This is a genomic window from Aeromonas sp. ZOR0001 (genome assembly GCF_000801015.1).
Taxonomy (GTDB): domain Bacteria; phylum Pseudomonadota; class Gammaproteobacteria; order Enterobacterales; family Aeromonadaceae; genus Aeromonas; species Aeromonas veronii.
In genome coordinates, this window is record NZ_JRJY01000004.1 from 21493 (window position 1) to 27858 (window position 6366).

Annotated in this window: 5 protein-coding genes; all 5 read left to right on the plus strand. The window is 60.7% G+C overall.

Going from position 1 to position 6366, the window contains the following annotated elements:
• Positions 1 to 321 precede the first annotated feature (321 nt).
• The gene (locus L972_RS00345) at positions 322 to 2232 is read left to right on the plus strand and encodes a PTS fructose transporter subunit IIABC (protein ID WP_047434239.1); all 1911 of its coding nucleotides are present in this window, start codon (positions 322 to 324) and stop codon (positions 2230 to 2232) included.
• Between the two features lie 566 nt (positions 2233 to 2798).
• Positions 2799 to 4205: a hexose-6-phosphate:phosphate antiporter gene (uhpT, locus tag L972_RS00350; RefSeq protein ID WP_005334609.1), complete on the plus strand. Its 1407-nt coding sequence runs from the start codon at positions 2799 to 2801 to the stop codon at positions 4203 to 4205.
• A 218-nt stretch (positions 4206 to 4423) separates the two neighbouring features.
• The gene (locus L972_RS00355; protein WP_005334611.1) at positions 4424 to 4729 is read left to right on the plus strand and encodes a PTS fructose transporter subunit IIB; all 306 of its coding nucleotides are present in this window, start codon (positions 4424 to 4426) and stop codon (positions 4727 to 4729) included.
• Positions 4729 to 5496: a PTS sugar transporter subunit IIA gene (locus tag L972_RS00360; RefSeq protein WP_047434242.1), complete on the plus strand. Its 768-nt coding sequence runs from the start codon at positions 4729 to 4731 to the stop codon at positions 5494 to 5496. Before L972_RS00355 ends, L972_RS00360 begins: the two co-directional genes overlap by 1 nt.
• A 104-nt stretch (positions 5497 to 5600) precedes the next feature.
• Positions 5601 to 6366: 23S rRNA pseudouridine(2457) synthase RluE (gene rluE, locus L972_RS00365; RefSeq protein ID WP_047434245.1), on the plus strand; the 766-nt coding region annotated here is incomplete at its 3' end.

Sequence of the window (6366 nt, forward strand, 5' to 3'; positions counted from 1 at the left end):
CCGTTTAACCACATATAAATCCAGACCATGCTGATGATTAATTTATTGATATGGCGCATTGCAAACCTGACGGCGAGCCTGACATCAATACATTTATCTGTTTTTAAAGAAAAAATGGATGGTCGACTGAAAATGGCGAGTCCTGCCTGAAAACGGGATCTTCATCACATCTCGTTTTGCTGCGCACAAAAATCCAGTGATTAGCACATTTATCCGATAGGGAGGGTGCGGACGAGCCGCGATAATGATCAGGTCATTTTTATCCAGTACGTCGATACGTACTCACGCATAGCTTCCGTCACCGGAAGCGGGGAGAGCGTCATGATAACCACCTTGATCAATGAACATCTGATCAATCTCGATTTGAAAGCGACACGCAAGGAGGAGGTCTTCACCGAGATGGCCCGCCTGCTGGCGTCGCAAGGCAAGGTCAGCGACGAGCAGCAGTTCGTCAAGGATCTGTGGGCCCGTGAAGAGCTGGACAACACCGGCTTTGAAGAGGGTGTTGCCCTGCCCCACGCCAAGAGTGCGGCGGTCAGCACCCCGGCCGTCGCCATCGGCATCAGCCGCAACGGCATCGACTACGGCGCCGAAGATGGCAAGCCGTCCAAACTGTTCTTCATGATTGCCTCCCCGGCCGGTGGCGCCAACCACCATATCGAGGTGCTGGCCGAGCTCTCTGCCAAGCTGATTGAAGAGGGCTTTATCGATGCCCTGCTGGCAGCCAAAACCCCGGCCGATGCGCTGGCACTGCTGCTGGCCAAGAAAGAGGAAGCGGCTGCCGCACCTGCGGCCAACAAGGGGCTGATCATCGGTGTCACCGGTTGCCCGGCCGGTATCGCCCACACCTATCTGGCGGCCGAGTCGCTGGAGCGCGCCGCCAAGGAGCTGGGTTATGAGGTGAAGGTGGAGACCAACGGCTCCATCGGCGTCAAGAACAGCCCGACTGCGGACGAGATCGCCCGCGCCGCCGCCATCGTGGTGGCCTGTGACAAGCAGGTGGACATGGCCCGCTTCGCTGGCAAACCCCTCATCAAGACCGGCGTAAAAGCCCCTATCAAGGATGGCAAGGGTCTGATTGAGCAGGCGCTGAAAGCCCCCGCCTATGTGGCAGACAAGGATGAGAAGAAGGGTGACGAGAAGCGCGCCAGCGGCGGCAGCTCGGATCTCTACCGCTACCTGATGAACGGCGTATCGCACATGATCCCGTTCGTGGTGACCGGTGGTCTGCTGATCGCCCTGTCACTGGCCATCGGCGGCAACCCGACCCCGAGCGGCATGCAGATCCCAGAAGGGAGCATGTGGAACCAGATCCTCAACGTCGGCGTGGCCGCCTTCACCCTGATGATCCCCATTCTGGCGGGCTATATCGCCTACGCCATCGGTGATCGTCCGGCACTGGCACCGGGCTTTATCGGCGGCTGGATCGCCAACAACGGCAGCTTCTACGGCGCTGACGCCGGTACCGGCTTTATCGGTGCCATCATTGCGGGCCTGCTGGTCGGCTATCTGGTGCGCTGGATTGCCACCCGTCAGTACCACAAGATGGTGCAACCGCTGGTGCCAATCCTGATCGCCCCTATCGTCGGTTCCCTGTTTATCGCTGCGGTCTTTATCTTCATCATCGGCGCCCCGATTGCCGACATGATGACTGGCCTCAACGCCATGCTGCTCTCCATGAGCGGTGGCAGTCTGGTGCTGCTGGGTATCGTGCTGGGTGGTATGGCCGGCTTTGATATGGGTGGCCCGGTCAACAAAGTGGCCTTCCTCTTCTCCGTCGGCATGATCGCCTCCGGTCAGACCCAGTTTATGGGTGCCATGGCCTGCGCCATCCCGGCTGCCCCCCTTGGCATGTCGCTGGCGACCGTGCTCGGTCGCAAGCTCGGTATCTTCGATGCCTCTGAAATCGAAGCAGGCAAAGCCGCCGGTGCCATGGGTCTGGTGGGTATCTCCGAAGGGGCGATTCCGTTCGCCGCCCGTGACCCGCTGGCCGTTATCCCGGCCAACATTCTGGGCAGCATGACCGCCGCTGTGATGGCCTTCCTGTTTGGCATCACCAACAGCGTCGCCCACGGTGGCCCCATCGTGGCCCTGCTGGGTGCGGTCAACAAGCCGCTGCTGGCCCTGCTCTGCATGATCTGCGGTGCCATCGTCACCGGCGTGGTGGCGGTTGCCCTGAAAAAACTGCGGGTCAAAAAGAGTGATGAGGTAACTCTGGCCAAGGCGGCCTGAGTCCCCCCTCACCATCGAGGCTCCTAAACCATAAAAGAGGCCACCCCACGGGGTGGCCTCTTGTTTTTTGGGGATGGCTGGTGGGCCGTATTCCCCAATATCGACACTCACGAAATGGTGGTCGATAAGCACTCTTCCTCGTCTCTCCCCTTTCCTTTCCCTAGCTCCCTTCTTGCCTCTCCCCTCCTCAGCCCAGCACTCACACAGAGCGCCAAACTGGCTGAAATGGCAGCAATCCGGCGTCAGCGGTGTGATGTTTCTCACGCTTTGTCCGCGAAAGCGCAAAAACTAGGAAAATTTCCTAGCCCCACTAGGGATGGCTCTCAAGCCATTTTTTGCCCCTCTTATTAGAGTCACCCCACCTGATGTCGTGACCCGCACCGCGATGGGCAATATGCCCCGTCATCCCGTGCCGGGCCCGGGTTTATATGGATGGAGCGTCGAGCGCAGCAACGGCTGACAGCCCCGACGTTCCGTTCCCCCTTCCGTGGCGTGACCTCGAACAACCTATCTACAAATGAGGGGCGCGGCGGAAATACCGTCTATCTCGCAGAGGATGAACGAAGATGTTGAAATTGCTCCAACAGGTCCGGGTCCCCACCTTGGACCTGCCGGTCGAAGCCCGGCGCAAGCTCTGGTTCAAGCCGTTTATGCAATCTTATCTGGTTGTATTTATTGGCTATTTGACCATGTATCTGATCCGCAAGAACTTCAACATTGCGCAAAATGACATGATCCAGGAGTACGGTCTCTCCATGACCGAGCTTGGCATGATCGGCCTTGGCTTCTCCATCACCTACGGGGTGGGCAAGACCATCGTCTCCTACTACGCCGATGGCAAGAACACCAAGCAGTTCCTGCCGCTGATGCTGATCCTCTCCGCACTCTGCATGCTGGGCTTCAGTGCCAGCATGGGCGGCACCGGTTTCAGCCTCTACTTCATGATCTTCTTCTATGCCCTGAGCGGTTTCTTCCAGAGCTGTGGCGGTTCGTGCAGCTACTCCACCATCACCAAGTGGACCCCTCGCAACAAGCGCGGCACCTATCTGGGTATGTGGAACCTCTCTCACAACGTGGGCGGTGCCGGTGCAGCCGGTGTGGCGTTGTTCGGTGCCAACTACCTGTTTGATGGCAACGTGCTCGGCATGTTTATCTTCCCCTCCATCATCGCGCTGATCGTCGGCTTTATCGGCCTGCGCTTTGGTAGCGACTCGCCGGAAGCCTACGGCCTTGGCAAGGTGGAAGAGCTGTTTGACGAAGTGGCGAGCGAAGAGGATATCGCCACCGAGGAGCAGAAGCTGACCAAGTGGCAGATCTTCGTGAAGTATGTGCTGCTCAACAAGGTGATCTGGCTGCTCTGCTTTGCCAACATCTTCCTCTACGTGGTGCGTATCGGTATCGACCAGTGGTCCACCGTCTATGCCCACCAGGAGCTGGGCTTCTCCAAAGACGTGGCTATTCAGGGCTTTACCTTCTTCGAAGTGGGCGCACTGGTCGGCACCCTGATGTGGGGTTACCTCTCCGATCTGGCCAATGGCCGTCGTGGTCTGGTTGCCTGCGTGGCGCTGGCGCTGATCATCGCCACCCTGGGTCTCTACCAGCATGCGACTACCCAGTTTATGTTCCTGGGCTCCCTGTTCACCCTGGGCTTCCTGGTGTTTGGTCCGCAACTGCTGATCGGCGTCGCCGCCGTGGGCTTCGTCCCCAAGCAGGGCATCAGCGTAGCCGATGGCGTCAAGGGCACCTTTGCCTACCTCATCGGTGACAGCTTCGCCAAACTGGGTCTGGGCATGATCGCCGATGGCACCCCCATCTTCGGTCTGACCGGCTGGACCGGCACCTTCGCGGCGCTGGACATCGCAGCCGCCGCCTGTCTGGTGCTGATGGGCTGTGTCGCGGTCGCCGAAGAGCGCAAGATCCGCCGCATCAAACGCGAACTGAAAGCCGCCGAGCTGGCTGCCCAGACCGCCTGATAGCCATAACAACAGACGCAGATTGTTCAGGGCCACCCACAGAGGTGGCCCTTGTTGTTTGGGAAAATCCCAATCCCTGCTGGCCCATATCAGCCTGCATTGCCGTTCAAAGGACGGGCATATCCCCATCAAGATCCCACTTTTCATATGCGCTTTTGGTAAAAGCCCCCCGCTGGCGCTATCTTGTTGCTCCCCCTTGCCAGCATCACAGAGAGCAGATGAAGATCGTTGCCGTCACCGCTTGCCCGACCGGTATTGCCCATACCTATATGGCTGCCGATGCCCTGCAAAAAGCCGCCACTGGGCTGGGACTCAAGATCAAGGTCGAGACTCAGGGCGCCATGGGCATGGAGAACATGCTGACCGCCCGCGATATTGCCAGCGCCGACCTGGTGCTGATTGCCTCCGATATCGAGATTGAGCAGAAAGAGCGCTTCCTCGGCTGCACCATCCATCAGGTGAGACTGGAAACCGTGCTGCTGGATGCCAACGCCGTACTCAAGGCCCTGCCGATCCCGGCCTGATGCTGACCCGCGAGATCACCTTCTACTGCCAGCAGGGGTTGAGCATCACCCAGGCCAAGCAGTTAAACCGGCTGGCGGGGATGTTCAAATCCACCATCCGCTGCGCCAACCTCACCCGGCGCCAGACCGTTGCCGCCAGCAACCAGCTCTCCCTGTTGACCCTCGCCACCCAGCCCGGCGATCTCTGCCAGTTGCAAATTGAAGGGTGCGATGCCGAGCTCGCCCACATGGCCTTCACCTGCTGGTGCGGGGAGCTGGGTCAACCGCTGGTGCGCTCGCGTACCGCCGCACTGGCGGAGTTGCGACTGGCCAACGCCCTGCCCGACTACCATTTTGCCCTGCGCCAGCTGGCCCACAGCCCCGAACCGCTGACCAAAGCCGAGGCCCTCGAGCATCTGATCGATCTGCTGCCCGCCGAGCTGATCACCGACCGCGCCACACTGACCGCTGCGGTAGAGCGGCGCGAGCAGGTCTCGGCCACCATCATCCGCCCCGGCCTTGCCATGCCTCATGTATTGAGCGAAGGGATCAGCCAGCCAACGCTGGCCCTGCTTAGCTGCAAGGAGCCCATCGAGTGGGGCTCTCAAATCGGACCGGTGCAGACCATTATTCTGCTGGCGGTGCCGGTTGGTAGCGGACGGGAGACCCTGCGCCCCCTTACCCGACTGGCGCAGGCGATGATCGACGATGTGGTCAGCCACGCCCTGCTGTTGGCGGGCTCGGCCCCCGCCCGTCAGGCTATCGTGATCGAGAGCCTGCTAAGCTAGGCGAATTGGCTCTGGGCGCTGCTTGCTGTAACGCCAGCCATTCATCCAGCCCTCAGCACCCTGTGGTACACTCGCTGCCATCGTCAGTCTGAAGTGTGTATCCGATGAAATCTCCCCGCTCCCGTCTCTCTGTCAACCGTATGCCGCGCGATAACGCCCCGCGCCCGGCAGCCAAACCAGCCGCACCCCGCCATGCATCCCCCCGCAAACCGGAGCTGGCCCCAGAGGATCGCAAATTGCTCCTGCTGAACAAGCCCTACATGGTGCTCTGCCAGTTCACCGACGAGGCGGGCCGCGAGACTCTCAAGGATTACATCAAAGAGCCCGGCATCTATGCCGCAGGGCGGCTCGATCGCGACAGCGAGGGGCTGCTGCTGCTCACCAACGATGGCAAGCTGCAGGCGCGCCTCACCCAGCCGGGGGAGAAGACCCCCAAGACCTACTGGGTGCAGGTGGAAGGCATTCCGAGCGAGGAAAAACTGGCCGCCCTGCGCGCCGGTGTGGAGCTCAATGACGGCATGACCCTGCCCGCCGGGGCGCGCATCATGGATGAACCTGCGGTGTGGCCGCGCAATCCGCCGATCCGCGAGCGCAAGGAGATCCCCACCAGCTGGCTGGAGATCAAAATCATCGAGGGACGCAACCGGCAGGTACGGCGGATGACCGCCCATATCGGCCACCCCACCCTGCGCCTTATTCGCTACGCCATCGGCGACTGGACCCTGGATGGTCTGGCACCCGGCGAGAGCCGCTGCCTGCCCGCCCCCGAGCTGACGCCGAGCTCCAGCAGCCGCCCGCGTCCCTCCTCATCCCGTTCAGGCGCTCATACCGCCAAACCGGCCAAACCGGCAGGGGAGGCGCCACGGCGGG

Bases quoted from the DNA above. Each gene is read 5' to 3' on its own strand.
- L972_RS00360 (WP_047434242.1), top strand. From the start codon at position 4,729: ATGCTGACCCGCGAGATCACCTTCTACTGCCAGCAGGGGTTGAGCATC.
- L972_RS00355 (WP_005334611.1), top strand. From the start codon at position 4,424: ATGAAGATCGTTGCCGTCACCGCTTGCCCGACCGGTATTGCCCATACC.
- L972_RS00345 (WP_047434239.1), top strand. From the start codon at position 322: ATGATAACCACCTTGATCAATGAACATCTGATCAATCTCGATTTGAAA.
- uhpT (WP_005334609.1), top strand. From the start codon at position 2,799: ATGTTGAAATTGCTCCAACAGGTCCGGGTCCCCACCTTGGACCTGCCG.